The sequence below is a fragment of the Sphingobacterium sp. UBA5789 genome, assembly GCF_002418355.1.
Classification (GTDB): domain Bacteria; phylum Bacteroidota; class Bacteroidia; order Sphingobacteriales; family Sphingobacteriaceae; genus Sphingobacterium.
In genome coordinates, this window is the sequence record NZ_DIDX01000003.1 from 269,459 (window position 1) to 295,331 (window position 25,873).

General features: G+C 38.5%; 23 protein-coding genes. 14 read left to right on the plus strand and 9 right to left on the minus strand.

Annotated elements, in window-relative coordinates; genetic code table 11:
* Positions 1 to 60: 60 nt before the first annotated feature.
* Positions 61 to 582 (plus strand): GNAT family N-acetyltransferase, encoded by a 522-nt coding sequence (locus tag B4B65_RS07520; RefSeq protein WP_293914774.1) that lies wholly within the window; start codon positions 61 to 63, stop codon positions 580 to 582.
* A gap of 318 nt (positions 583 to 900) precedes the next feature.
* Here B4B65_RS07520 and B4B65_RS07525 read toward each other — a convergent pair whose 3' ends face one another.
* The gene (locus B4B65_RS07525) at positions 901 to 1,917 is read right to left on the minus strand and encodes a hypothetical protein (RefSeq protein WP_293914776.1); all 1,017 of its coding nucleotides are present in this window, start codon (positions 1,915 to 1,917) and stop codon (positions 901 to 903) included.
* Between the two features lie 369 nt (positions 1,918 to 2,286).
* On the opposite strand from B4B65_RS07525, the gene B4B65_RS07530 reads away from it, so the two are divergent.
* The 10 genes from B4B65_RS07530 (at position 2,287) to B4B65_RS07575 (ending at position 11,423) form a co-directional block, all read left to right on the plus strand.
* Entirely contained in the window at positions 2,287 to 2,445 is a 159-nt protein-coding gene (locus B4B65_RS07530) for a hypothetical protein (protein WP_002993045.1), read from the plus strand.
* A gap of 218 nt (positions 2,446 to 2,663) precedes the next feature.
* On the plus strand, positions 2,664 to 4,301 hold the full coding sequence (locus tag B4B65_RS07535; RefSeq protein WP_293914779.1) for a tetratricopeptide repeat-containing sensor histidine kinase: 1,638 nt from the start codon (positions 2,664 to 2,666) through the stop codon (positions 4,299 to 4,301).
* Positions 4,302 to 4,312: 11 nt separating this feature from the next.
* Positions 4,313 to 4,978: a response regulator gene (locus B4B65_RS07540; RefSeq protein ID WP_293914781.1), complete on the plus strand. Its 666-nt coding sequence runs from the start codon at positions 4,313 to 4,315 to the stop codon at positions 4,976 to 4,978.
* 327 nt (positions 4,979 to 5,305) lie between these two features.
* On the plus strand, positions 5,306 to 5,638 hold the full coding sequence (locus B4B65_RS07545) for a YegP family protein (protein ID WP_293914783.1): 333 nt from the start codon (positions 5,306 to 5,308) through the stop codon (positions 5,636 to 5,638).
* A 10-nt stretch (positions 5,639 to 5,648) separates the two neighbouring features.
* Positions 5,649 to 6,713: a type I restriction endonuclease gene (locus B4B65_RS07550; RefSeq protein ID WP_201680282.1), complete on the plus strand. Its 1,065-nt coding sequence runs from the start codon at positions 5,649 to 5,651 to the stop codon at positions 6,711 to 6,713.
* Between the two features lie 48 nt (positions 6,714 to 6,761).
* Entirely contained in the window at positions 6,762 to 8,765 is a 2,004-nt protein-coding gene (locus B4B65_RS07555; RefSeq protein ID WP_293914787.1) for a phospholipase D-like domain-containing protein, read from the plus strand.
* Positions 8,765 to 9,727, plus strand: coding sequence for a hypothetical protein (locus B4B65_RS07560; RefSeq protein ID WP_293914789.1), 963 nt, complete (start codon positions 8,765 to 8,767; stop codon positions 9,725 to 9,727). Before B4B65_RS07555 ends, B4B65_RS07560 begins: the two co-directional genes overlap by 1 nt.
* Positions 9,728 to 9,792: 65 nt before the next feature.
* Positions 9,793 to 10,107, plus strand: a complete 315-nt coding sequence (locus B4B65_RS07565) for a hypothetical protein (protein WP_293914791.1) — start codon at positions 9,793 to 9,795, stop codon at positions 10,105 to 10,107.
* Entirely contained in the window at positions 10,089 to 10,652 is a 564-nt protein-coding gene (locus B4B65_RS07570) for a thermonuclease family protein (protein ID WP_293914793.1), read from the plus strand. Before B4B65_RS07565 ends, B4B65_RS07570 begins: the two co-directional genes overlap by 19 nt.
* Positions 10,653 to 10,862: 210 nt before the next feature.
* Positions 10,863 to 11,423, plus strand: coding sequence for a DUF4230 domain-containing protein (locus tag B4B65_RS07575; protein ID WP_293914795.1), 561 nt, complete (start codon positions 10,863 to 10,865; stop codon positions 11,421 to 11,423).
* A gap of 69 nt (positions 11,424 to 11,492) precedes the next feature.
* On the opposite strand, the gene B4B65_RS07580 is transcribed toward B4B65_RS07575, so the two are convergent.
* A complete protein-coding gene (locus B4B65_RS07580; protein WP_293914799.1) occupies positions 11,493 to 12,509 on the minus strand; it encodes a zinc-binding alcohol dehydrogenase family protein in 1,017 nt (338 codons plus the stop codon).
* Positions 12,510 to 12,695: 186 nt separating this feature from the next.
* Between B4B65_RS07580 and B4B65_RS07585 the strand changes: the two genes are divergently transcribed.
* Positions 12,696 to 13,211, plus strand: coding sequence for a hypothetical protein (locus B4B65_RS07585; RefSeq protein WP_236582264.1), 516 nt, complete (start codon positions 12,696 to 12,698; stop codon positions 13,209 to 13,211).
* Positions 13,212 to 13,239: 28 nt separating this feature from the next.
* Here B4B65_RS07585 and B4B65_RS07590 read toward each other — a convergent pair whose 3' ends face one another.
* The 3 genes from B4B65_RS07590 to B4B65_RS07600 are packed head-to-tail and all read right to left on the minus strand — an operon-like array spanning position 13,240 to position 18,695.
* Positions 13,240 to 14,541, minus strand: a complete 1,302-nt coding sequence (locus B4B65_RS07590; RefSeq protein WP_201680274.1) for a TolC family protein — start codon at positions 14,539 to 14,541, stop codon at positions 13,240 to 13,242.
* 9 nt (positions 14,542 to 14,550) lie between these two features.
* Entirely contained in the window at positions 14,551 to 17,628 is a 3,078-nt protein-coding gene (locus tag B4B65_RS07595; RefSeq protein WP_293914801.1) for an efflux RND transporter permease subunit, read from the minus strand.
* A gap of 5 nt (positions 17,629 to 17,633) precedes the next feature.
* A complete protein-coding gene (locus tag B4B65_RS07600) occupies positions 17,634 to 18,695 on the minus strand; it encodes an efflux RND transporter periplasmic adaptor subunit (RefSeq protein WP_201680272.1) in 1,062 nt (353 codons plus the stop codon).
* A 331-nt stretch (positions 18,696 to 19,026) separates the two neighbouring features.
* Between B4B65_RS07600 and B4B65_RS07605 the strand changes: the two genes are divergently transcribed.
* Together B4B65_RS07605 and pckA are read left to right on the plus strand one after the other, a co-directional pair.
* Positions 19,027 to 19,932, plus strand: a complete 906-nt coding sequence (locus tag B4B65_RS07605) for an OmpA family protein (protein WP_003011950.1) — start codon at positions 19,027 to 19,029, stop codon at positions 19,930 to 19,932.
* A gap of 226 nt (positions 19,933 to 20,158) precedes the next feature.
* The gene (gene pckA / locus B4B65_RS07610; protein WP_293914805.1) at positions 20,159 to 21,775 is read left to right on the plus strand and encodes a phosphoenolpyruvate carboxykinase (ATP); all 1,617 of its coding nucleotides are present in this window, start codon (positions 20,159 to 20,161) and stop codon (positions 21,773 to 21,775) included.
* A gap of 61 nt (positions 21,776 to 21,836) precedes the next feature.
* On the opposite strand, the gene B4B65_RS07615 is transcribed toward pckA, so the two are convergent.
* Genes B4B65_RS07615 through B4B65_RS07630 form a run of 4 tightly spaced genes read right to left on the minus strand, consistent with a single transcriptional unit; the run spans position 21,837 to position 25,835 of the window.
* Positions 21,837 to 22,238 (minus strand): GNAT family N-acetyltransferase, encoded by a 402-nt coding sequence (locus B4B65_RS07615; RefSeq protein ID WP_293914807.1) that lies wholly within the window; start codon positions 22,236 to 22,238, stop codon positions 21,837 to 21,839.
* Positions 22,239 to 22,274: 36 nt separating this feature from the next.
* Positions 22,275 to 23,450, minus strand: coding sequence for an ABC transporter permease (locus tag B4B65_RS07620; RefSeq protein WP_201680269.1), 1,176 nt, complete (start codon positions 23,448 to 23,450; stop codon positions 22,275 to 22,277).
* An 11-nt stretch (positions 23,451 to 23,461) separates the two neighbouring features.
* On the minus strand, positions 23,462 to 24,451 hold the full coding sequence (locus B4B65_RS07625) for an HlyD family secretion protein (RefSeq protein WP_293914809.1): 990 nt from the start codon (positions 24,449 to 24,451) through the stop codon (positions 23,462 to 23,464).
* Position 24,452: 1 nt separating this feature from the next.
* A complete protein-coding gene (locus B4B65_RS07630; protein ID WP_293914811.1) occupies positions 24,453 to 25,835 on the minus strand; it encodes a TolC family protein in 1,383 nt (460 codons plus the stop codon).
* Positions 25,836 to 25,873: the final 38 nt, after the last annotated feature.

Sequence of the window (25,873 nt, forward strand, 5' to 3'; positions counted from 1 at the left end):
CTGTTCTCGTCTGAACCAGTTACAATACGGTATCTTTGCACAGTAAAAGCTCAAAACAGTATGGGAAATATTATTATAAATAAAGTTACGCTTAGTGATATAGACCAATTGCAACAGATTGGTAAGCGGACTTTCTCGGAAACTTTTTCTACAGAGAATTCAGAAGAAAATATGCTTAAATATCTGGATGAAGGATTCGCATTGGATAAGCTGAGCGCTGAACTGCAGGATCCGGATTCTGCATTCTATTTTGCTGTGCTCAATAGTGAAGTGATCGGTTATCTGAAGCTGAACTGGGGACAATCTCAAACAGAGCTTAAAGATGATAAGGGGATCGAAATTGAGCGGATCTACGTATTGAAGGAATTCCATGGTCAGAAAGTCGGTCAGCTGCTATACGATAAAGCGATACAAGTTGCACAGGAAAATAATGCTTCTTATGTCTGGTTAGGAGTATGGGAGGAAAATCCACGGGCAATACGATTCTATAAGAAAAATGGTTTTGTGGAATTTGATAAACATATCTTCAGATTAGGCGATGAGGAACAAACCGATATTATGATGAAACTGCAACTGGTATAGAATAACAATCAGTTTATCAAATAATAAAAGAGGGTGTATAAAAAGTCAAGTCAAACCCTTTGAGAATTTCATATCTGAAATGATGCTGTAGGGGTGTACGTATAAAAATGGGGCTATCCACTTTTTGGATAGCCCCATTTTTATTGTAATGACCTTGTTATAATTTTTCTCTCCTTCTAAAGGAGAGATGCCCGAAGGGCAGAGAGGTTAATTATAAAACTGCAAAACCTCACCCTAACCCTTCCGACATGTCGGAACAGGTTCTCCTTAAAAATAAGAGGGAATCTGTTTGGACTACCCTTTTTTTTCTTACCCTGTTTATTTATTCAGCACATATTTATTCAGAATATATAGAGTTACCGGTTTTAATCTTTTCTCCGGAAACAGCGGGTGAAATCCACTGCTCGTATAGAACTCTGCACTATCCACGGTTATTTTAGTATACCAGAGATTGTTCAGGGAACTTATTGTCAAGGTATCGGGAACATTTATTTTTTTAAAGTTGAGCAGTTTTGCGGAATCTAAAGCCAATACTGTTGCACCCTCCACTTTTTCCTGACAGGGAATGGATTTGTAATGGTCACCCGTCCAGTACATGCAACCCTGACTTCCATTGTATGCGACTATATATGTACCTCCACATAATGTTGTTGCTGCCACAAGACTCAATGCTGTTTGCTTAATATTTCGTTTAAACCATGTTTTCTTAGGAGGAGTAAAGAAAGTTGTTTTCGGAATGTTTGATGAAGAAGATGTTGCTATAGTGTCAGGGACCTGTTCATTTTCTTCTTTTGTAGGATCTATTTCAGACTGATAATTTGTTTTTTCTTCGGAATCTTCTATTTCATTATTATCTGAAATCCTTTCGCTTTCATTTTGATTTGAAGGGGTTAATTCCAGAAGTATTGAATCGATTGGAGTTTCAGTTCTATCTGTAGTATTCTCACGGTTATTTGATCTGCTTTCTATTTCCCACTTACTGTAAGGTCTGGGGGTGAAATCAATTATCCAGGCGAGGAGTTCAATGTTGTAACGGTTCGTATAGTCAGTTCTCTTATTTAAGAAATTAATGAGTGGTCTGAATTTATCAATTTTCTTTTTTTCTTCTAGTATTCTGATATATGCCGCCATATTTTCAGCAGCACCCAAAAAAGAACGTAGCATAGGTAGATCCTTATCATCAGGTCTCTCATGACAAATCATGATGCATTCGTCGCGCAATTTACCCGGAGTTAGTTCTAACAGACCTAAAGGTAAACTGCCGTTGTTTTTTTTCTCTTCATAAATAGAGATAACAACCTCTTGATAATTAGCGAATGTATAATTAGCAGACATCATTTCAAAAATTTAGGAATAAAAGTACACCGGAATTTCCGGAATTTTTACGGTTTTCCGGAATTTCTTATGAATCGTCGTAATCGACGGAATTATTTAGTTTTTAGGTGTTTACGTCAATAATTTTGTTTCAGCAATCAGATCAAGCTTTGATTCAATAGCTGAATAAAGATACAAAACTGATTTCAAAAAAGAGAAGATAACACGGAGGTTAGTAGCCGGTTTGGGAAGCAGTTACCCGCTTCCGTGTTTGAATCTCACCCACTTCCCAAAAATTTCAGAAGGCCTTCTGATTTACAACGTGTAGCAATCGCCGCGATCGGTTTCGCGGTGAACTACAGAGTATTTCACTTTTAAAATTTTTGACTTATGTTATCATTTTTTATTGCTTTATTATTAGGACTTATATCTCCTTCAGGCACACCTACAACTCACAATAATAACGGTACAGCGACAACCTATAACAGTGTAGATGATCCGGATGACGGAGATACTGGCGGAGACACAGGGCAGGTTCGTCCTAAATAAGAATAGAAAAGTAGGGCAGGGGTGACCGCCCTACTTCCTTTAGAACATTTTCTTAATTAGATTTAGAATATCAGATTTCTGATATTACTTTGAAGACAAGAGTGTGCTATAGAAGAATACTTCACGCAACACAAATAAACCAAAGGGATATACTCTTTGGTTTATTTTTTTGTAATTTAGAGGAAATTATACTTGTCTTGAGACCTCTTTTTTTATACTTGTTGTTTATATCTTTTTTATCCTGTAGCAAAGAAGCAGATGATGACGAGAAAGTGGTTGTTAACCCTTATTTTGATAAAGCATTTGAATTTGTTGAAATAAACAAACTAGACAGTGCTTTTATTTATTTTGATAAAGCAAAAGAACTATTCTTGGCTGTAAATGACAGTTTGGGAGCGGGTAAATGTTTGATAAATAATGCAATCACGCTAACAGAGCAAGGTGACTTTTTTGGTGGACAAGAAACATCCTTAGAGGCAATCAAATATTTAAATGAAAATATAAAAAAACACCAATATTATCTCGGCTCTAACTATAATAATCTTGGAATTGCCACATATAATCTAAAAGACTATAGTAACTCTTTAAGGTTTTATGAATTGGCGGTTAAATTTTCAGAAGATTCTTTGAATACACGTGTTTATCTGAACAATATGGCGAAGATTTATCAGGAAATTGGTAACTATACAGAGTCATTAAAATTGTATCAGCATATTCTGGCAGGAGCAAGTAAAAATAAAGTTGAATATGCTCGTGCACTAACTAATATTTCCTATACAAAATGGCTTCAAAATTCAAATTATGATGCCAGACCTGAACTTTTTAAAGCGTTAGCTATCCGTGTGGAAGAAAAAGATCTTTGGGGACAGAATTCAAGCTATGCACATCTTTCTGATTATTATCATAAAAGGATTCCTGACTCTGCTCTGTTCTTTGCAAACCGTATGTATACCGTAGCTAAGGAAATAAAAAGTGCTAATGATCAATTGGAAGCCTTGCAAAAACTGATTAAGCTCAGTCCGTCCACTATATCAAAACATTATTTTGAAATCTATCAGACACTAGATGATAGTGTACAGACAGCCCGCAATGCAGCAAAAAATCAGTTTGCATTAATACGGTACGAAACTGAAAAACATAAGGCAGATAACCTGAAACTGCAACAGGATAATACCAAGAAAGGATTCCAGCTTGTCAGTCTAATTTTTGTGACTTTATCAGGGGCAATTATAGTCATAATCTTGTATAGAAAACGAAAGCAACGTCTGGAGTTGAAAGCTGAAACTGCGATCCGGGAGAATCAGTTGCGAACTTCAAAAAAGGTACACGATGTAGTAGCGAACGGATTGTATCGGGTGATGACCGAGATCGAGAATCAGGAAGATTTAAACCGGGAGAATGTACTGGATAAACTGGAAGATATGTATGAAAAATCCAGAGACATATCCTATGAAAAAATTGAATTTGAACACCAGAATTTCCATGAAAAAATAGCTGCTCTGTTAAGATCTTTTGCTACAGATCAAGTCAAGGTTGTATTGATCGGAAATACGGAGGAACTGTGGAAGAAAGTGGATGCGAAGGTTAAGTATGAAGTAGAACATATTCTCCAGGAATTCATGGTGAATATGAAAAAACACAGTAGAGCCAGTAATGTTGCTGTGAAATTCGAAAGGAATGATAATCGAATCCAGATCTCTTATTCTGACAATGGAATAGGCATAAAAGATACTCTCCAATTTAAGAATGGTTTGAAAAATACGGGAACCCGTATTGAGAATATTCAGGGAGCAATTAACTTTGAAACTCAAACGGAAAGAGGATTGAAAATACAGTTTTCCTTTCCTGTATCTTAAATTGACAAAGGATGTTTAGAAAAGTATTAATTGCAGAGGACCATGAAAGTGCCAATATTTCAGTACGGAAAACACTGGCTGATCTAGGAATACAACATACAGACTATGTGTATTACTGTGATGACGCCCTGACCCGCATAGAAAAAGCTTTGAAAGCAGATCATCCATATGATTTGCTCATAACTGATCTTTCTTTTGAGGAAGATCAATATCGGCAACGGCTCCCTAATGGTGATGATCTTATCAAAGCTGTCAGACAGGAACAACCAACATTAAAAATCATCGTATTTTCTGCAGAAGATAAGGCTCAGATAATCGATACTCTTTTTGAAGATTTGAATATTGATGCCTATGTCAGAAAGGCACGTAATGATGCTCAGTTTCTGAAAGAAGCTATTAATGCCATCTATCAGAACCGGAAATACCGTTCTCCTAATCTAAAGCCAATCGTTAAAGAACGAAATTCTTACGAATTTGCTGATTTTGATATCACAATTATTTCCCTGCTCTCTCAGGGAGTTATGCAAAAAGATATACCCTTCCATCTGCAGCAACGGAATATTAAACCTTCCGGACTGAGCAGCGTGGAGAAACGTCTTAATCATATTAAAGAATCTCTAGACTTTACAAAGAATGAGCAACTCATCGCTTTTTGTAAAGACATCGGGATTATATAAGTTCCTGATCTAAATCATAACTATATTTTCAAGTACAGATCTGTTCCGGATAAAAGGAATAGCGGGGGTTTCTGTTGCTTTAGCTAAACTTTTTTGCTGTGCTGTAAAGTTTTTATTATCAGTCTTCTACTGTTTTTTTTGTGATGTTTTGGGGATATAAGGGAATAGTTTCTATTCCCTTCCCTTTTTAAGGATAGTCTGCTTTTTATAGTTATAAAACTCTCTGTCAGAAATTTTTAAAATACTTCTATGCTTTACGGGTTCCCGTAAATAAAGCCCCTTCACCCTTTCTACTTTTGAGGAGTTAAATAATTAAAAAAATCAAAAATGGGAAAATTTATACTAAAAAAAAGAAGCAACGGAGAATACCAGTTTAACCTTGAAGCGGTAAACGGTCAGGTCATTCTCACCAGTGAAGGCTATACGACAAAAGCATCCTGTCAGAATGGGATAGCATCTGTAAAGACCAATGCTCCTTTGGACAATCGTTACGACAGAAAAGAAGCTAAAAACGGAAAATACTATTTCAATCTCAAAGCCGGAAACGGAGAGATTATAGGCACCAGTCAGATGTACGCCAACAATGCCGGGCGTGACAATGGAATCGAATCCGTGAAAACAAATGCACCAGCTGCCGAAATAATAGACGAATCGATCTAACCTGATGAATATGGAACTTAAACTCAAACTGGAGCAACTGCACCAACGGGTCAATGGTCTGAAGGATCAGATCAATACCGAAGAAGCTACAAAGAATGCTTTTGTATTACCCTTTATTCAACTATTGGGGTATGATATCTTTAATCCTACCGAAGTAATACCGGAGTTTATCTGTGATATCGGAACCAAAAAAGGTGAAAAAGTAGATTATGTAATCCGAAATAATGATGAGCCTATTCTCATCATAGAATGCAAGCATTGGAAAGAAAGTGCGGATGCCCACAACTCACAGTTGCATCGCTACTACCATGTTTCCAAATCCCGATTTGGAGTGTTAACCAATGGATTGAAGTATAATTTTTATACCGATCTGGAGAAGCCGAATATTATGGATGAAAAACCCTTTCTAACCATTGATATCGAAGATCTGAAAGACAGTTCTATCAAAATTCTGGAAAGCTTTGCTAAGAATCAGTACAATCTCGAAAATATTCTGGATTCGGCAGAAGCCTTAAAATACATCAAAGCTATTCGAAAAGAATTTGAAAAGGAAATTGAGAATCCGTCCGATGAAATGGTCAAGCTATTGGTCAATCGTTTTTTTGACAAATCATTAACGGCAAGCCGTATGACGGTATTTAAGGAGTATACTAAAAAGGCGTTGACAGTTTCTATCAACGAATCCATCAGCGACCGGTTAAAGTCTGCCTTGCATATCAATGAGAAAATCGAGAAACAGGACAACAGTAATCCCATTTCCATTGATGAAAATAAAGACAGTGAAAAGGTTGTTACTACGGACGAAGAAATGGAAGCTTTCCAGATTGTAAAAGCTATTCTTCGGGAGAAGATATCTTCCGAAAGAATTGCGCACCGTGATACCCAGTCTTATTTCGGCGTCTTGTTGGATAACAATAACCGTAAGCCAATCTGTAGATTTCATTTTAACACTTCAAACAAATACTTAGAGCTATTCCATAACGGAAAAGATGCCGGAGAAAAAGTGTTACTGACTGATCTGGATGAAATCTATAATCACCGGTCTGAGTTACACCTCACAGTGGATAATTACTAATAGTCCTATTATTATGATTACAATTTATTCAATCCTAAATCAAAACTAATGATCTCCACAACACCACCACTTGATCAACAAGTATTGAACAATAATAAAGAGATATTTATACGAATAGTATCTGAACTTACTCGTGCAAAATCTGAAATTCTAATTGCAGCTGCTTGGTTTACAGATGATGAACTTTTTGATATTTTATTGTCAAGACTATCAGATGGCGTAAATGTCGAATTAATAATTGCAGATAATCAGGAAAATGAAAAACTGGACTTTTCACTATTGACAACAAAGGGGGCTACAGTCACCAAAATTAAAAATTCAGGTTACGGAACAATGAATCAGAAGTACTGTATCATTGATAGAAGAATCGTATTACACGGCTCTTATAACTGGTCTGTTAATGCAAGAAAGAATAATCATGAAAGCATTATTGCAACAGATCATAATGAAACAGTAGAAAGCTTAATTACAAATTTTAATAATTTAAAAGAGAAAGCAATAGCGATTCAAGCGGGTCTGCCACCGATTGAAGATTCTCCTCCCCAGGTATTGGATAAAGAAGTAAAGAAGCTAGGAGAAGATCTGAATGTAAAATCAGAATACGAAAAAATTCTGAATGCTATGATCGCGGCTGAGGTTAGCTCATTCAATCGTGAAAGTTTAAGAAAGCAGGGATTTGACCGCTCTTTAGCGAATAACGGAGATCATAATATCCTTGATAAAGCTTTAGATACGCTTTACAATGGCTTTATAAACGATATAGATGTTATTGAAGACAAAAAACGTAGATTATTGTCTAAAATTGATGAGCAAAAAGTTAAATCTGTAAGTCAGCTAAAAGAACGGTATGATACACAGATTGTAACTATAGAAACAGAAGTGGAGGTTACAAAAGAGACTTTAAGTAATAAACTTGTGAATCTCAAAGCAGAAATTCTAATTAATGAATCTGCTGTAAGTGATTTAAAGGATAATAAACTCAGACCACTAAATCAAAAAAATTCCGTACTAGAAGCTCACATCAGGGAATCCTTAAATGCCTTTGTTAAACCGGGGGTTAAATGGTTTGAACTCATCACTACAAGTATATTCGCTGTTGCATTGTTCATATATCTGATCGTATTTTATGCGTCTGCAGCCTATATCCTACTTTATAGTGAAGAGGATGCAATAAAAGCTTTAAAAAGTTCCAGCGAGTCAGTCAGTCCGCAAGTGTTTAATCCTGATGCGTTTAATAAGGCGTGGGATCACGGCAGCATGGCATTTTTATTTGTGTGTCTCTTTGTATTTATTCCATTAATATTTGCCAGTTTGGAAAGAATAATGACCAGTAAAATTTGGGCAAAAATTCTAACATATGGACTAGGGTTAATATTGGTTGATAGCTTTATTGCTATTAAAATAGCACAATCAATTCATGATATAAAGTCCCAAACAGAAATTAATCCTAAGCCTTGGGTATGGAGTGATCTGTGGACGGATACTAACTTTTATTTGGTATTTATATTAGGTGCATTCGGCATATTACTTTTTAAGTTTTGCTTTGAAAAGCTTCATAAAATGGCAGATGATCGTAATCCTGATATAGCAGAGCAACGAAATAAGATAAATATTCAAAATCTGAAAAATGATATTGCAAAAATTGAAAATGAAATCTTATTGATTAATTCTGATATCGAATTAAAAATACAAGAAGCTATCTATAAAAAATCTCAGATTAAAATTAGCGAAGCAGAATTAGAAAACTTACCGATGAAAAAGATAATTGCGCTTGAGCATAGAAAAAATGATCTAGACAATAAATTGCAAGTTATCGAAATAACAACTGATATCTACAAAAGTCACGTAGAGAATGATAATATCCCAGTTTCTCTAGACGCGCTAAAAGATAGAATCAACATCTTTTTAGAAGGATGGAATGATTTCCTGCATCAGGAATACTCTATAATAAAAGCGAGTGAAAAATCTGCTTTTGCAACAGAAGTAGCATTAAACTGGGAAAACAATAAGATTAATAGAAATTCATTAGATACAAGAGTAAAAATTAAATAATGAAACATATCCGATTAATACCCATCCTTATCTTGATTTTAAGTTGTAATACAAAAGCGTCAGAAGAAAATAAAAAAGGAGAAAGAACAGAAGACGAATATAAAACTGAACATTTTAATGTTACTATATCTTCTGATTTGTCTAACAGGTTAAATCAAAAGCTATATCCCAAAGCTGTCTCAGATGTAGATATAGTTGATATTATTGCTGAAAGTATTTACCCAAAAATTTTAAATCATAAGCGTTCCATGAATCAGCTTGACGTATTTAGGATCGGCTTTATAAATAAAAAGCAAATCAACGCGTATAATGTCGATACAAAATTTATGAATATTGATTTTTCAGAATTTAAGACTCAGGCTGAACGTATAGCTTATCTACGAAAATACTTTCAAAACGATAAAAGAAGATTTGTAAATGAATTTAAAAAACTACACGGGCAAGCTATTAAAAAACCTTTTGGTTCTGATATATGGACATACATGCAACAAGGTGTGGATGACTTTGTTGTAAATAAAGAAATAGGTGAAGGAAAAATTGGCAATACTACTTTTAAGAATAAACGTAGGAATATATTGATTCTTCTTACAGATGGTTATATAGAGACAGTTTTCAATAATAATGCGTATGATTTGACAGGAGAAGAAATAAATACATTTAGAAAGGAGTATCTACAAACTGGTGAAACGAGTATTGATAGTTTTCTTCAGAAAAATCCTAAATATAAAATACAGCCTTTGACAAATCCACTACTTGAAGACCTGGAGGTTCTTGTCTTAGAACTATATGACAGATCAGATACCAATGCTGGTGCTTCTGTTCATCCAACAGATTTGGAAATTATGAAAGTTATATGGGGTGATTGGTTGAAATGTTCAAATGTTAAACATTGGGAGCTGTATCCTAAATCATCTAGTAAATCTGAAACAGAAAAAATAATTCTAAGATTCTTAGGTATATAACTTCTGATATATGTAATTAAGGAAATAAAATAAAAATGCTTTTAATCACTGCTCTAATATCAACCATGAAAACCTACTTCATATTCCTCCTGATCTTTAACAGTATCACCTGTACCAATCCGCGTACCGAAACCAATAAAGATATTCCGGTCAATGCCTTTGCCGATACTAAAGGTACATCTGATACGCATGCCGGATCAGCTTCCGAAACACGGGAAAATTCAAAAGATAAAGTCTATATCTGCAGCAGCAAGACTGCCAAAAGATATCATTATAATGAAAATTGCAGAGGCTTGAGCAACTGCGGTTCAAAGATCGTCAAGACTACGATTGACAAAGCAAAAGACAGCGGCAAGACATTATGTGGCTGGGAAGACTAATCCTGCTGATCACATTGCTGACCTGCTTCTGCCCGGTGTACGGACAGAAGCAGATCCGGCAAATAGTGCAGAAAAATCTAAAAGGGCAAACCTTCAGTGCCAAAGTGATCCGTATTATAGACGGAGACAGTATGGAAGTGCTGTACGAAGGTCAACCAGTCAAAATACGGCTGTCGCATATTGATAGTCCGGAGCTAAAGAAATCGCAACCGTATGGAAATGCCGCAAAAAAAGCCTTATCCGATTTGTGTTATGGGCAGTACGTCACAGTGCAGGTAGAAAAATACGACCGCTACGGCAGGGCTATAGCTATTATTGTGAATACCAATAAACAGATCGTCAATCAGCAAATGATCATACAAGGAATGGCCTGGCACTTTAAAAGATACTCCAAAGATCCGCTGTACGCCCGGCTGGAAAGAGAAGCTAAAAAGAATAAAACAGGACTCTGGAAAGATCCTGATGTAGTTGCACCATGGGATTGGCGATCAGTACGAAGATATTCATCAGACAGGGTAAAATCGTATTCCGGCAGGTTCAACTGAACTGACAATTCCAACGGACTTTTATTCGTTTTTTACTTACATATTGTCATGATCTGAATAGTTGATTTGTATCTTTTTTAATACAATTTATTGTGTTTAAAATTCTTGTAGACAGGTTTTTGTATTTGTTTTGTGTGTTCTCGTATGGCTTCCTGAATGCAAACCGTCAGGCATATAAAAAAGTGGTCTGCAAATTGATTATATCTGACTATGATTAGATTATTAAAAATTTTAATGATAGTTGCAGTAGTCGGACTCTTAGGCTGGCTTATTGTTGACAAATTTAGTCCCAAGACCACTGTAGAAAGTAAACACCAGATATTAATAGAACGCATAGAAGCAATGGGTAAACTGGAATTGGTAAAATACCGCTTCAGCGATGTGGTAGAACATAAAAATGTCTCCACGTTTCTGCCCGATGCCAGTGTGTTGTTGATTATTAAAGCTGATGCCGTTGGTTGTATCGATCTTACCAAACTAAAGACAGAAGATATCACAGTCACAGGAGATTCGGTATCCATAAAACTTCCGCAACCGGAGATTTGCTATATCAAGATAGACCACAAAGCTTCCCGTGTATATGATACGAAGATGGCCTTTTTCAGAGAAGCAGATCTGGTAGACGAAGCCTATAAAAGTGCTGAGCAGGAAGTGGCCGAAGAAGTGCGTAAATCTGATATTCTGCAACAGACACGAACAAATGCTATCACAGTTTTCAAACCCTTGCTGACAGGTTTGGGATATAGTAAAATGAGTTTATCATTTGAATAATATGCTATTGCTGCTCCTTACAGAATGGGCAGCAATAGTAACTTTCAGCCTTAAAGATCAGAACTGTTCTTAATCAAATACAATCAGAGCTTTAATGACATCTGCATCTTTGCCGGATAAAGCCCTGAATTTTTCTTTGACCTCATCAAAAGCGACGCGGTGAGTAATAAAGTCCAATGGCTTTATTTGTCCGTCACGAATGCAGCTTATAACAAAATCAAAATCCACCGGAAGAGCATTTCTGCTACTCATCAGTACAGCTTCTCTTTTGTGAAATTCGGGGTGAACTACTTCTATAGTACCTTTTTGTAGTCCTATCATTATAAATTTTCCGCCATGAGCCAGGTATTGAAAGCCAGTATTGATCGCATTCAGATTACCGGTACAATCTATAATAACTGTGGCCATATCGCCCTTTGTAATGGTTTTTATCTGCTCTGATGCATCCATCTTTAGGGGATTGATAGTATGCTCTACGCCTAGTTTTTCTCTGCAGAAGTTTAACCGGTTATCATTTACATCTAACACAATCACATTTCCTCCGGCAATTTTAGCAAAAGCAATTGTCCCCAATCCGATTGGACCCGCTCCTAAAATCAATACATTATCTCCCTTTTCAATCTGTGCCAGACGTACACCGTGTGCACCAATAGCAAGAGGTTCTACTGTGGCGAGTTCGTCCGCTGTCAATCCTTTTCCTGTCCGTACAGAAGAAGTAGGAACCGCAATATATTCCTGCATAGCACCATCAATATGGACACCAAAAACCTTGATGTTAACACAGCAGTTCGTCTTTCCTCTCCGGCATGCTATACATTCGCCACAATAGAAATAGGGACTGATAGTTACCAGATCTCCCGTTTTAAATTCCTTGTCATCCTGTGTTTCCACAACCTCTGCAGCAATTTCGTGTCCTAATATTCTGGGATAACTGAAAAACGGCTGTGTGCCTTCAAAAGCATGATAATCCGTTCCGCATATGCCCAGTCTTTTCATTCGAAGCAGGGTGTAGTTAGCCGGTAATGACGGCATAGAGGCTTCTGCATATATAAACTCTCCGGGAGTCTGACAGATAAGTTTTTGCATTATTAAATCTGGTTTAAGCATGGAGGTCTTTTTTCAAACTGATTAAATCAAAAAAAAACCGATATAAAGATACTCCAAAATATCAGAATTTTTTCTGAAGGTAATGGATCAGGAATGATCTTTGTCAGTTTATTCCTTAATAAATTGTAGTTTTAAATGGTATTATCAATTATTCCAAATATAAATATGAAAATACTCCTTATGATAACGGTGATTCTGTCTTTATGGAGTTGTGGAAACCCGGTTAAAAGCCATCCGTCTGTTAAGGATAGCAGCGCAAATCACCTGGCAGATACCATTCAAAATACCAGTCAGGCGGATACTACAGAAAAAGAAAAACGTGTAAAAGAAGTGTATCCCGAACCAATAGATGAAGAATCCATGCAGAGAGCTGAGATATCGAAAACAGACAGCACGATTCATGTCTATAACAACATAAGAGCGGATTACCGTGTTTTTGGATATAGCAAGCCGGATACAACTTCCCAAAAGATGTTTTTAATATCTGTATTTACCAACGATGTAAAAGACAACCCCTATAAGTGTGTGTATGGGGCTTATTATGATTCGGCAAGTATGCCGGAGATGAGCATTAAGTATCTGGCAGAAGCAGGAGCATTTGTAAAAGCACATCTGTATCGGGATGGTATTTTACTTGCCCCTGTGTATCTGGAAAGGAAGTGGGTAGAATTTGAAGAATAGCAGACGGTAATTTTTTCTGTAGTTCACTCTAAAATGAATTCCCCGAAAGTTCCTTTAACCTGATTTCTGATAATTTTGCCTGATACTGAGCGGTATAGCTTCTGGCCATCGCATTGATATAATTCAATTGCGCTGTACGTACTTCCAATGTTGTAATGGTACCTATTTTGAATTTTTCCAGCGTAATATCCATATTCTCTTTAGCGAGTTCTTCATTTTTCTTTTCCAGGTCTACAAGACCAATATTTGTTATGTAAGTCTGAAAAAGAGTGGTGACTTGCGCGCTGATGGTTTGTTTCTGTTGTCCGATCTGCAATTCTGAATTTTCAATTTCAATCTTCGCAATTTTTTCATTTCTGTTTTGGAGAAAACCATTGAAAATATTAACTGAAGCCGTTACACCATAGTTGAATCCCTTTCCTTTATTTTCCGTAGCAAATCCCAGAGAAGAGTGCGATTCATTAAAATTGTAGCCGCTATTGAGCGCGATGATAGGGTAACGTTCACCTTTAATCTGTTTCAGATTATATTCTGATATACGTTTATTGATCAGAGCCAGCTGGATTTGCGGATTCTGATTTTCAGCAGTCTGTAACAGTTCTCCCAATTTTAGCTGATCATTGATCGCAATGCTGTCCATTACACGAAAAGGAGTGTTCAGATCGCGGGTCATTAACTGATTAAGATACGTCTTGGTATTTGCATACAGCTCCTTTTGCTGTAATAAGGCTGTTTTATCCGTATTGAGATCCACCTGAGCATTCAATACTTCCAGTTTAGCTGCTTTCCCGATCTCAAATCTGTTTTTCGCCATAGTCAGACGATATTCTGAGAGATCTATAGCCGTATCGAGTGCTTTTAGCATTTTTTGTTGCTGCACCAGATTATAATAAGTCGCAATGACTTCGCTCACCTGTGTCAGTATTTCATACTTCACCTCGGTTTCGCCTTGTTTCTGAATTTCACGGAGCTGATCATATCTGGCAAACATCTTGAATCCGTCAAAAACAGTCCAGTTTAATGTCACACCGTAATTCATATTATCATTTTTGGCATTGTTCAGCTCCTGTACCTGTCCGTCAGCCCTTACCTGTCTGGAATTCTGAATGGAATTTGTACGGGTAAAATTGCCTGTTACCCGTGGCAGAATCCCGGCATTGCCTAAACTGAAATTTTGCTGATCAATACGGGTATTATTTTTTGCTATTTTGATATCAAAGTTATTCTCCAGCGTAATTGTCAGCGCATCCTCCATCGTCAACAGCTCCTGAGCGTAGGTGCTGAAGCTGATGCTGCAAAGCAAAGTAAGGAGTGTCAATATATGTCTCATTGTCTATTTTTAAACTTCAATATTATCAAATTCAGGTCTGTGTTTTTTTGCTCTGGACCACATGTAATAAATGGCGGGAATCACAAATAATGTCAGTATAAGAGAGAATATAGTCCCTCCGACAATAACTACACCCATTCCGATTCTACTGGTGGCTGCAGCGCCTAATGACATTGCAATCGGTAAAGCTCCTAGAGCGATAGCCAGACTGGTCATCAGGATAGGACGAAGTCTGGATTCAGCAGAGTGCATAATCGCTTCAAATTTTGGCATACCTTCTTCTCTTAGCTGATTGGCAAATTCTACAATCAGGATACCATTCTTTGTGACCAGTCCGATAAGCATGATGGTTCCGATCTGACTGAAGATATTCCAGGTCTGTCCGAATAACCAAAGACTGATCAACGCACCTGCTACCGCCATAGGTACAGTCAGAATAATAATGAACGGATCCAGAAAACTTTCAAACTGAGCTGCCAGAATAAGGTAAATCAGCAGTAATGCGAGGCCGAATGCAAACATTGTATTGGAACTACTCTCCACAAAATCGCGGGATTCACCACTCAGATCTGTCGTAAAAGTCTCATCCAGTACTTTAGCTTTGGCCCTATCCATGGCTGCTATACCATCATTCATACTCATACCCGGCGCTAATCCTGCGGATACAGTAGCAGACATATACCGGTTATTGTGATACAATTGCGGAGGGCTGCTCTCTTCTTTTAACTGTACAAGGTTGTCAAGTTGTACAAGTTGTCCCAGATTATTCTTAACAAAGATTGCACTCAGATCCAGAGGTGTTGCTCTTTTGTCATCTTCAATCTGACCAATCACCTGATATTGCTTTCCATCCTTCATAAAATAACCAAAGCGCTGACCACTCAGGGACATCTGCAACGTTTGAGAAATATCTAATACCGAAATTCCCATTGTCTGAGCTTTAGCCCGGTCGATAGAAACATGAAGCTCCGGTTTATTGAATTTGAGATTGATATCTGTAGTGGAAAAGGTCGGATCATTGTTGATCTCTTCCATAAATGCCGGAATCTTTTCCCGTAGTTTATCAAAATTCTGCGCTTGTATAATATACTGGACCGGCAGACCTCCACGACGATTTACAGATATCGTCGGACGTTGAGAAACATTGGTTCGTACACCATCATACTGTTTAGTCCATTTTGTTAATTCCGAAGCCACCTCATCCTGTGAACGGGAACGTTCTCCGGGATCTACCAGTGTCATCCGCACCCGGCCATTATTGACAGATCCGGTTCCAAAAGTAGGAGAGGTCATCACAAGACTGATTTTGTTCTCCGGGACAGAGTCCGCAATCAACTTATCAAATTCCTGCATATATCTGTCCATGTATTCAAAAGTCGCTCCTTCAGGACCTGTTACACTGATATTCACATTGCTGCGGTCATCATATGGAGCAGTTTCTTTTTTGATCGATCCGAAAATAATACCGATGACTACAAAACAAAGAATCAGGATGGGAAAACTGATCCATTTTATTTTCATAAAATGGCCGAGTATCTTCGCATATCCGCTATTCATTTTCTCAAAAAAGGGCTCCGTCCAGATATAGAATTTAGATTTTTCATGACCTGTCCCTTTGATCAGATAAGCATTCAGCATCGGAGTCAATGTCAGGGATACGAAAGCCGACACAAGCACCGCTGAGGCAATGACGACTCCAAATTCCCGGAAAAGCCGGCCTACAAATCCCTGTAGAAATATCACAGGAAGAAATACAGCCGCTAAGGTCACCGAGATCGAAATCACAGCAAAGAAAATCTCCTTTGATCCCTTCAATGCAGCCTCGATAGGCGACATCCCGGCTTCTACCTTCTTAAATATATTCTCAGTGACCACTATACCGTCATCCACCACCAGACCTGTAGCTAATACAATAGCCAAAAGGGTTAGTACATTGATGGAAAAACCAAAGATATACATGATAAAGAAGGTCGCTATCAGTGATACGGGAATATCAAGCAAAGGTCTGAGTGCAATCCCCCAGTCTCTGAAGAAAAAGTAGATAATCAAGGTCACCAGTGCAATTGAAATCAATAAAGTTTCCGCTACTTCAATAACAGACTGTTTAATAAACGTGGTATTGTCTGCGGCAACATTGAGCGTGATATCTTCCGGGATATCCTCTTTCAGCTGGTCGAGCAATTTGTAAAAATCATTGGCTATATCAATGTAATTGGTTCCGGGCTGAGGAATAATTGCGACCCCCACAAGTTGTTTTCCATCGCTGACCATTTTTGTTTCCAGGTTTTCGGCCTGTAATTTGGCATAACCGACATCGCTGAATTTGACCATCCTTCCACTGTCTGCCTTGATGATAATATCTTCAAATTCTTTTTCTGTAGAAAGGTTTCCAACCGTTTTTACGGTAAGTTCTGTATTGGCACCCACTATTTTTCCGGATGGAAGCTCTACATTCTGTGCACCTAATGCTGCTCTTACATCATCGACTGTTACACTGTAAGCTGCTAACTTAGACGGATCAAACCACAGCCGCATTGCATAGCGCTGTTGCCCCCAGATCTGCACACTACTCACTCCGGGTATGGTTTGCAGACGCTCACCGATTACATTTTCAGCATAGTCACTAAGTTCCAGCTTATCCCGGGTATCACTTTGCATCGTCAGCGTAATGATAGGTTCTGAATCGGCATCCGCCTTAGAGACTACCGGTGGAGCATCTATATCCTGAGGAAGGCTTCGCAGCGCTTGTGATACCTTGTCCCGGGTGTCGTTGGCCGCTTCTTCCAGATTTTTTTCCAGTTCAAATTCTACAGTAATATTACTTGCTCCCTGACTACTGGACGAGGTAATATTACGGATGCCATCAATAGAGTTGATAGATTTTTCTAATGGTTCTGTAATCTGCGACTCAATAATATCCGGATTGGCCCCCGCATAATTTGTACGCACTGATACGATAGCCGGATCAATCGAAGGGTATTCCCGGACACCCAGAAAGCTATAACCGATATAGCCAAACAGAATGATTGTGACGTTAACTACGATTGTCAGTACAGGTCTTTTAATAAATATCGCGGAAAGATTCATCTGTTCTATTTCTTTAATGTGACCTTCACTTCAGCACCATCTTTCAGGGTTAGCACACCTGTTGTAAGTACGGTGTCGCCAGCCTTTAATCCGGATAGGACAACGATATCCTTATCTGTACGGCTTCCTGTCTTCACTTCTACCTGTTTTGCTTTACCATTCTCTATTATAAATACATTCTTTCCATCCTGCACAGGGACTATGGCCTGAGAGGGAATAGAAATAGCTGTAACACTGTCATTAAGCGGAAGCAGTACATTTGCATATGATCCTGCGATCAATTTTCCTTCGGGGTTTTGAGCTGTAGCACGCACAGTCATCGTCCGTGTATTAAGTGCTATTTCCGGTTCTATAGCATAGATATTTCCCTGAAATGTCCTTGCGTTATTTGCTACGGTAAAATCTATTTTTGAATTGGTCTTCAGCTGGCTGGCATATTTTTCAGGCACTGAAAACGTGATCTTTATCTTATTATCCTTAACCAGATTTGTAATCAGTGTAGTCGGAGAAATAATAGCACCCGGAGAGATATTGCGTAACCCGATCGTACCGCTGAAGGGTGCCCGTATTGTTGTTTTAAAAATCTGCGCTTCTATCAACTGTGTTTGCGAAAGAGAAGTTTTGTATGCAGCACTGGCTATATCATATTCCTCCTGACTGATTGCTCCTTTAGCCAGAAGCAATTTTGCTCTTCTTTCATTTTCGGACGTCAACTGATTATTCGTCTGCATCTGCTTGAGTTGTGCCTGCAGTTCAATATCATTAATTTTGACTAAAACCTGTCCCTGAGCGATGCGTTGTCCTTCATTGAAAAAGATTTTATCTACTCTGCCACTTACTTCACTTCTTACTTCCAGTTTTTCGTCGGCGTCGATTGTTCCAGATAAGGATAATACATTGTCAAATTCGGTTGGACTGACGATCAAACCTTCTGCAGTGAGGAGTGTGGATTTGGGTTTATTTCCGTTTTCAGAAGCATTGGTCTTATCTTTTCTGAAAAACAATGCATATGCGATTGCGCAGATACCTACAATTAGGATAAGGTAGATGAGCGTCTTTTTTTTCATATCGGCTTTAGATCAGTGTTATGTGAGCGAATTGATTAGTGGAGATTGAGCTGGTACTTTACTTAAAAAATGTTAAATCATTGTACATTCCGGTGGTCTCCAATATTCTGATTCCAAGTCAAATATATTGATAAGAATTTGTAATTTTTTATTGTCAAAAGCATGTTACAACGTTTTTTTTGGACATCTGAATGATTCTTGGATGTTTTTAAACACTGCTTTCATAGCTTGGGAATTGTCATAGAATTTCTAAACTGCATAAAACTTAGGCATTTCTTTTGTTATAATCCCTATATTAGATATTTATTGAAATACCTTAAATCTATCGATAATGATGAAACAATCGGTTTTACCCATATCAATACTGCTGTCAGGCTTGTTCTTAACAAGCTGTGTGAGCAGTGGAAAGTTCAAAAGTTTACAGACAGACTACGATAAACTGCAAACAGAGCATCGCGATCTGGCGCAGAAGTATCAGCAAGGCCAGCTTGACCTGACAGAAGGTCGTACACGTATCAAGAGTCTCGAGGAGCAGTTAGCGTATGAAAAGGCTAATAATGCTCAACTGAAAGAAGCGTATGCTAATCTGCAAAAGACATTGGATAACAGTATCAATCAGAATTCTCAGGGAAATGTTAATATTTCCAAACTGGTGGATGAGATCAATGCTTCCAATAAGTATATACAGCACCTGGTGAATACGAAAAACAAGAGTGATTCACTTAACATGGTATTGACTAACAATCTGACCCGCTCATTGAGCAGAGAAGAAATGAAAGATGTAGATGTTCAGGTTCTTAAAGGGGTAGTTTATATATCCTTATCAGATAATATGCTTTACAAATCAGGAAGTTATGAAATTTCTGACAAAGCAGGGGAGACATTGAGTAAGATTGCGAAAATTATTCAGGATTACAAAGACTATGAAGTGTTGATCGAAGGTAATACAGATACGGATCCTATCTCTAAAACGAATATCCGTAACAACTGGGATCTGAGTACACTACGTGCCTCTTCAGTCGTACAGGCGCTTCAAAACACCTATGGAGTAGACCCTAAACGTCTGACTGCAGGCGGACGCGGACAATACAACCCTATCGCAGATAACAGTACGGCGGCAGGTAAAATGAAAAACAGAAGAACACAGATTATTATTACACCTAAGCTGGATCAGTTTATGGAGCTGATCGACAAAGCTCCGGAAACGGAAAACAGCAGTGTGACCGAAGGTCTGTAAAATTATAAAGTATGAGGAAGGCTCTGATTTATCAGGGCCTTTTTTATGTTATAAAAGTTGGTTGCAGTGCTAATTTCTTCAATAACGCATATATTGCACAAAGGAATGCTAAAAAAAATAAATTTTTTCACGCTGATTATGAGATTGTTAGATATGTGTTAAAAGTACAATCGTTTGCATTTTAGCGTAATAAAGTTCTAATTTTACGCTCAAATTTAAAACTTTTATGGCTACAGAAAAATTAGTCAAACTTGATTTAGCTTACCTTAATATTAACAATAATAATGAGGTAAATTATCAACTGGATGTCTCTACTTTAGTGGAACAAGCAATTAAAAATTCGGAAGGCACCTTGTCTGATACAGGTGCGCTGAATGCAAGGACAGGAAAATTCACAGGCCGATCGCCCAAAGACCGGTATATCGTGAAAGATCAGAAAACAGCAAATCATGTTTGGTGGGGTGATATTAATCAGCCTATTTCGGAAGAAGCCTTTGAAAAGTTACGTGTCAAAGTTGCTGAGCATTTGAGTGCTGCTCCACGGATCTATGTCCGGGATGCTGTTGCCGGTGCAGATCCTGCCTATGCTATTTCGCTCCGTGTGATTACAGAGACAGCTTATCAAAGTATTTTTGCTAACAATCTGTTTATCCGTCCTGATGTGTCAGATGCTTCAGTAGCTCCCCAATGGACTATTCTGGCAGCACCTTCTCTGGATATGGAGTCCATTGAAGGATATGAGATCCGCAACAAGAACTTTGTAATTATTGATTTCACCCGTAAGATGGTACTGATCGCCGGTACAGGATATACAGGAGAGATCAAGAAGAGCATTTTCTCCATATTAAATTTTATCCTTCCATTAGAACATGATGTATTATCTATGCATTGTTCGGCCAACAAAAGCAAAGAAGGGGAGACCTCTCTGTTCTTTGGTTTGTCCGGCACAGGAAAAACTACTTTATCTGCAGATAGAAATCGTCTGCTGATAGGAGATGATGAGCATGGCTGGTCGGCAGATGGCGTCTTTAATTTTGAAGGCGGCTGTTATGCCAAATGTATAGGTCTTACAGCTGATAAGGAGCCGGAGATTTTCAATGCTATCCAATTCGGAGCTTTACTGGAGAATGTGGTCTATGAGCCAGGCAGTCGCACGCCTGATTATGAAAATATTTCAATTACGGAAAATATCCGCGTTTCTTACCCTATTTCGTATATGGAAGGAGCTGATCTGTCTGGAAAAGGTAATACACCAAAGCATATTTTCTTCCTCACAGCAGATGCATTCGGCGTACTTCCTCCGATCTCTTTGCTCAATAACGAGCAGGCGATGTATCATTTTATTTCAGGATATACAGCAAAAGTTGCCGGTACAGAAGTCGGAGTTGTAGAACCTACAGCTACGTTCTCTGCTTGTTTCGGGCAGGCATTTCTTCCCTTACACCCGGAGCAATATGCAGCGCTTCTGAAAGCTAAGCTCCTATCCGATCCGTCTATCCGGGTGTGGCTGGTCAATACAGGCTGGATAAAAGGACCATACGGAGTAGGACACCGGATCAAACTCAGTTATACCCGAAATCTGATCCGGGCAGCTATGAGCGGCGAATTACAGGATTCAGATTTCAATAAGCATGAGCTATTTGGCTTACGCTACCCGGTAAGCTGTTATGGTATACCGGATGATATCCTTAATGCTAAAAAACTGTGGAAAAATGATGAAGCTTATGACCTTCAGGCAGCTAAACTGGCCACTTTGTTCATGAGCAATATGAATAAATATGGGGTATCAGAGGATATTTTAAAAGGAGGTCCTCAGGTTGCTGTTCAGAAAGAAGAAGTATAAACAAAATGTAACCTCAAATTATGAAGCAGCCTGTTTAGGAATCTAAGCAGGCTGTATTTGTTTACTCCACCTTATACGCCATCCCTCTGGATGCAGGCAATGTGTCTTTAAAACCAAATTTTTCGTACAGAAATGATGCATCTCCGTCAGCGATCAGACTGACGTAACAGGAGGAAGGAAGATTAGTATGGATAAAATCCATCAGATTCCGGATAATCATTTTTCCGACACCCTGTCCCTGATATTCCGGAAGCACTGCAATATCTACTACCTGACAAAAACAACCTGCATCGCCTATGATTCTGCCCATCCCGATAATCTGATTCTCATGCTGAATCATGACCGAATGTATAGAATTTCTAAGTCCTTTTTTGGCGGCTTCCTGGGTTTTAGGTGATAATCCTGTAGCCACTCTGAGATTTCTGTATATGTCAACCGGGATTGTGCTTTCTACGACTTTCATGTATGCTGTTTGATTGTAAGTTGTTTTCTTCTTCTGTTAGACTGCAGTTGTGACTGATTTTTGTTTTTTTATCTTTCTTATTTTCAGATATAATAGCAATACAGATAATAAGAAACAGATAAGCATAATGATGGTTAGTGCGATCATAGGTTTGTGAATAAGATAAGCCGGAGCTTGTTCTATAAACAATAACCTGAAAATCTGAAGGTAATGGGTAAGGGGAATGACATCCGATAATACCTGCACCCAATGTGGCATCTGACTTAGCGGCCATGTAAAACCACTGAGGATAAAGCTGGGGGTTGCAATTACCATTAAGATCTCTGTCGCTTTTAGCTGATTGGGAATAGCGATGCTGACCAGAATACCAATAAAGCTGGCCGCTAATATAAATAAAGTAGTGGACAAGAGAAATGGCCAGATCTCCACCTGTATTGGCATCTTATAGAAAACAGAGAATCCATAGTAGAGGGCCATGACTCCGATAGACATCAGAAAGTAAGGGAATACCTTTACAAATATCAATGTAAACGGATTAGAAGTTTTAGAAAGCAATTGGGAAAAAGTATTATTTTCAAATTCTGAAGCAAAAGACAGAGCAAGGCCTAACAACAGAATCTGCTGGAATACCGTCATCAGTACACCAGGAAGCATAAAATACAAATAGTTGCCACTTCTGATATTCTGTTTGATAATAGTCGTTTTAAACGGTTCATATTGCTGACTGGCAATATAGCCCGGTACTCCTTTTTTCTTTTGAGTTTCGATCTGTATCCCTGCTTTCATTGTAGCAGCACATACATTGACAGCGAGCATCGCATAGTTAGACGTCAGCGTATTGGAAGCATCGACAAATACAGCGACTTCCGTCTGTCTGTTCTGACTGACAGAAGCCATGAATCCTTTTGGAATCTGTACGACAACAGTTGCTTCACGCTCCAGTGCCAACTGGCGGGAGTTGAAATTGTCGTTCAGTATATCGGATACATAGATAACCTCACTCTCATTGAACATATCAATCAGTTTGCTGCTCATTGGTGAACGATCTTCATCTACGACTATGATCGGGAGATTGGTTACTTTCCCTTTTTTATATACATTCCCGATAAGCACTCCGTAAAGAATCGGAGCTCCTATAAACAGAATGCGTAAGACTTTGTTGTTATTAAATAACCTGAATTCACGCTTGATTAATTCCCATATCATTTTCATGCCCGTCTCCTTTACTTAGTCGCCATACTGCTGATATCTAATGTCGCATTGCTTTTGGTAAGCAGTTCACGCGCTGCATTTTTATCTGTTGGCACTACCTTAATTTCAAACAGGGATTCCTGTTGGTCAAAATCCGGGTAGGCCGTAGCAATATTAGCATACGAATTCAATGCTTTAATATAGGAAACAGATCCTTTGACTACCTGATTGTCTTTATATGGAATGTGGACGTTTACTTCTGCACCCTGGCGTAATGCCGCCATCTTTTTTTCTGTCAGTGTAAAACGGAAATAAGTAGTCTCATCAAGATATCCGTTTACAATAGCGTAGCCGGCGAGCGCAAGTTCTCCTACCTTCAGGTTTATACTTTCTACCGTCATATCCTGTGGAGCAATCAGAAAGCGTTCTTTAGCGGCAATACTTACTTCATTGACAGCGCCCAAAGCCCGCTCTTTCTGTCCCAAAGCCATGCGCTGCTGTTCTACACGCGCTCCATTACGTACATCACTGAGTTCTGCCTGAGCAGCAATATATTGATTTTTTGCACCCTGATATTTAGCGTAGACCTCATCATATTTTTGCTGAGGTACCAGGCTGTCCCGTAGCAGGTTGGAAAGTCTGTTCAATGATTTTTCGGCAAAGTCCAGCTGTTCCTTAAGTCCGGCCACCTTGGCATTCAATTGTTTAAGCTGTCCGTCAGTAGCACCTTTTCTGGCCATCTCATATTGCGCTTCAGCTGCATCCAGAGCGCCTTTAGCCTGTTCCTCTTTGGCTGTGACTTCGGGTATTTCCAGCATAATCAGCGTGTCACCTTTCCGGACGTGCTGTCCCTCACTTACCAATATCTTTTCAATCTTGCCGGGCACTTTCGTTACTATACTCAGTTGATCCCGCTCTATTTTGCCTTCAATGATATGATCCGAATTCTTGTTTTCATTTTTACAAGCTCCAAAAGCAAGTACCAATACTAAAGAAGGTAAAAAACCAATATATCTTTTCATGTTATTTTAATATGCTGTTAAGTAAATCACCAGTGGTATGTAAAACTTCAAGAGCAGACTTACGTTGTTGCAAAATCTGCGAATAATAGCCCAGGCTAGATTTATAATAATCATTTTCGGAAGCCAGTAGCTCGGTAACATCTATCAATCCTTCCTGATATTGTTTGGAAGAAAGATTAAGGTTGTTTTTTGCCACCTGTACCTGCTGATCGTTGACTTTTAGTTTTTGATTAGCCGTATTATATTCGACTTTGTTTTTCTTGAGTAAAAGTTCCAGTTTTTCCGAAACATCATCCTTTTTATTTTGGTTGATATCCAGATCCAGCTTTGCCTGTTTTAATTTATTTTTATGCTCTCCACCTTTAAAAATTTCCCATTTGGCACCTACCCCTACAATAAAAGTAGGGAAGAGCTGTAACTGATCTGAACGCAGGTGCATATCTCCCAACAGGCCGACATCCTGCAGCGTCAGCTTAGACTTGAATACATTGCTGTAAGATGCAGATCCGAACGCAAATACCTGCGGAAGACCGGATCCTTTTTCTTTTTTATACACATATTCATATGCACGTTGTGAAGCATCCAGAGCTTTAAGCTCATAGCGGTTCTCTATGCTGTTTTCCTCCTTATTAATCACGATTCCTTTTAGTTCGTAATTAATATGCTGTAGCTGATCTGCAGGTAGATGAGTATCCTGTTCAAGTTTCTGCAGAAGCAATTCTTTCGATCCTTCCAGTTCTACCTTTTTAGCCTCGAGCTCGAGCATTGCCAGTTTTATTTTATCCCGGTCATAAGGAATCGCCATACCGTTCTCTATAGCTTTTACAACCTTCAGATGTTCCTTATTTAAGCGCTTCTCCGAATCCACAATCAGTTTTTCTACTTCTTTCAGTAGCATCAACTGATCAAATGTGCTTATGATATCTTTTGCAATAGTTTCCTTATCAGCTTCCAGCAGATAATTCTGAGCCTGAAGTTTTTCCCTTAACGCTTTTTGCCCGTTACTGATCTGCAGTCCACTAAAGATCACCTGAGTAGCTGTGACACCTACTAATCCTAGCTGACCCTGCAAACGGAAGTCCTGTGCACCCTCAAAGAGACTTATAGGCGTATTGCCAATCGGAACAGTAGGCAGATCAAGCTTACCTCCTGAATTGAAATAGGAGTAAAAACCTGCAGCGGAAACACTGGGCAGCCGTTTGTTGCCAACCATATCACCTTCAATTTTGGTCTTCTGATTTTCCATGTCTTTTCCGGCCAGCTCTCTGTTTGTACGGATAGCACTGCGGATAGGATCTTTTAATTGCTCATCCACGATATGTTGTGCATGTGCAGCTGAAAGGGCAAAGATTAGGAATAATGTGGTTGTAGTTATTTTTATCATCGTCAAAATACTCTAATTAAAGTACAATCAAGCGAATA

What these genes read in the sequence shown, in the direction of transcription:
- B4B65_RS07620 (WP_201680269.1), bottom strand. Translation starts at nt 23,450, where the DNA reads ATGAAAATGATATGGGAATTAATCAAGCGTGAATTCAGGTTATTTAAT.
- B4B65_RS07625 (WP_293914809.1), bottom strand. Translation starts at nt 24,451, where the DNA reads ATGAAAAGATATATTGGTTTTTTACCTTCTTTAGTATTGGTACTTGCT.
- B4B65_RS07595 (WP_293914801.1), bottom strand. Translation starts at nt 17,628, where the DNA reads ATGAATCTTTCCGCGATATTTATTAAAAGACCTGTACTGACAATCGTA.
- B4B65_RS07605 (WP_003011950.1), top strand. Translation starts at nt 19,027, where the DNA reads ATGATGAAACAATCGGTTTTACCCATATCAATACTGCTGTCAGGCTTG.
- B4B65_RS07555 (WP_293914787.1), top strand. Translation starts at nt 6,762, where the DNA reads ATGATCTCCACAACACCACCACTTGATCAACAAGTATTGAACAATAAT.
- B4B65_RS07560 (WP_293914789.1), top strand. Translation starts at nt 8,765, where the DNA reads ATGAAACATATCCGATTAATACCCATCCTTATCTTGATTTTAAGTTGT.
- B4B65_RS07565 (WP_293914791.1), top strand. Translation starts at nt 9,793, where the DNA reads ATGAAAACCTACTTCATATTCCTCCTGATCTTTAACAGTATCACCTGT.
- B4B65_RS07570 (WP_293914793.1), top strand. Translation starts at nt 10,089, where the DNA reads ATGTGGCTGGGAAGACTAATCCTGCTGATCACATTGCTGACCTGCTTC.
- B4B65_RS07540 (WP_293914781.1), top strand. Translation starts at nt 4,313, where the DNA reads ATGTTTAGAAAAGTATTAATTGCAGAGGACCATGAAAGTGCCAATATT.
- B4B65_RS07530 (WP_002993045.1), top strand. Translation starts at nt 2,287, where the DNA reads ATGTTATCATTTTTTATTGCTTTATTATTAGGACTTATATCTCCTTCA.
- pckA (WP_293914805.1), top strand. Translation starts at nt 20,159, where the DNA reads ATGGCTACAGAAAAATTAGTCAAACTTGATTTAGCTTACCTTAATATT.
- B4B65_RS07545 (WP_293914783.1), top strand. Translation starts at nt 5,306, where the DNA reads ATGGGAAAATTTATACTAAAAAAAAGAAGCAACGGAGAATACCAGTTT.
- B4B65_RS07600 (WP_201680272.1), bottom strand. Translation starts at nt 18,695, where the DNA reads ATGAAAAAAAAGACGCTCATCTACCTTATCCTAATTGTAGGTATCTGC.
- B4B65_RS07550 (WP_201680282.1), top strand. Translation starts at nt 5,649, where the DNA reads ATGGAACTTAAACTCAAACTGGAGCAACTGCACCAACGGGTCAATGGT.
- B4B65_RS07520 (WP_293914774.1), top strand. Translation starts at nt 61, where the DNA reads ATGGGAAATATTATTATAAATAAAGTTACGCTTAGTGATATAGACCAA.
- B4B65_RS07575 (WP_293914795.1), top strand. Translation starts at nt 10,863, where the DNA reads ATGATTAGATTATTAAAAATTTTAATGATAGTTGCAGTAGTCGGACTC.
- B4B65_RS07630 (WP_293914811.1), bottom strand. Translation starts at nt 25,835, where the DNA reads ATGATAAAAATAACTACAACCACATTATTCCTAATCTTTGCCCTTTCA.
- B4B65_RS07525 (WP_293914776.1), bottom strand. Translation starts at nt 1,917, where the DNA reads ATGTCTGCTAATTATACATTCGCTAATTATCAAGAGGTTGTTATCTCT.
- B4B65_RS07585 (WP_236582264.1), top strand. Translation starts at nt 12,696, where the DNA reads ATGAAAATACTCCTTATGATAACGGTGATTCTGTCTTTATGGAGTTGT.
- B4B65_RS07590 (WP_201680274.1), bottom strand. Translation starts at nt 14,541, where the DNA reads ATGAGACATATATTGACACTCCTTACTTTGCTTTGCAGCATCAGCTTC.
- B4B65_RS07615 (WP_293914807.1), bottom strand. Translation starts at nt 22,238, where the DNA reads ATGAAAGTCGTAGAAAGCACAATCCCGGTTGACATATACAGAAATCTC.
- B4B65_RS07580 (WP_293914799.1), bottom strand. Translation starts at nt 12,509, where the DNA reads ATGCAAAAACTTATCTGTCAGACTCCCGGAGAGTTTATATATGCAGAA.